General features: G+C 64.7%; 1 protein-coding gene. It reads right to left on the bottom strand.

Features of this window, described 5'->3' with window-relative positions; translation table 11 throughout:
• A partial coding sequence (locus tag P3W75_RS00830; RefSeq protein ID WP_276225470.1) for a carbohydrate porin occupies positions 1 to 317 on the bottom strand: 317 nt, incomplete at both ends.

The raw sequence follows: 317 nt of genomic DNA, 5'->3' as shown, positions 1-317 counted from the left end.
TCGGCGTCGTACTCGGTGTGCTGCACCGGCTGGAACAGCGGGTTGTCGTAGTCGTCGATGCCGGAGACCGCGTTGACCTGCTTCTGGTGCTTGGTCACATCGTCGTTGATGTGGATGCGCGCCACCGCCAGGCCGATATCGTCCTTCGGCCGCGCATCGAACAGGCCTTTGTAGACCATGCCGGCCTGCTGGTAGTTGTCGATGCTGTTGGTCGCCTGGTCATGCACGGTGAAGTTGGCGAACAGGCTCAGGCCGCGCGAGGCGTCGCCGTCGTGCGCGGTCACCTGCTGCTGCGCCACCACCCACCAGCCGTGCTT

The sequence above is a fragment of the Pseudomonas citronellolis genome, from assembly GCF_029335315.1.
In the GTDB taxonomy this organism is placed as follows: domain Bacteria; phylum Pseudomonadota; class Gammaproteobacteria; order Pseudomonadales; family Pseudomonadaceae; genus Pseudomonas; species Pseudomonas citronellolis_A.
Note: the sequence above shows the minus strand (reverse complement) of the source record. Positions and strands in the feature narration are given on the sequence as shown.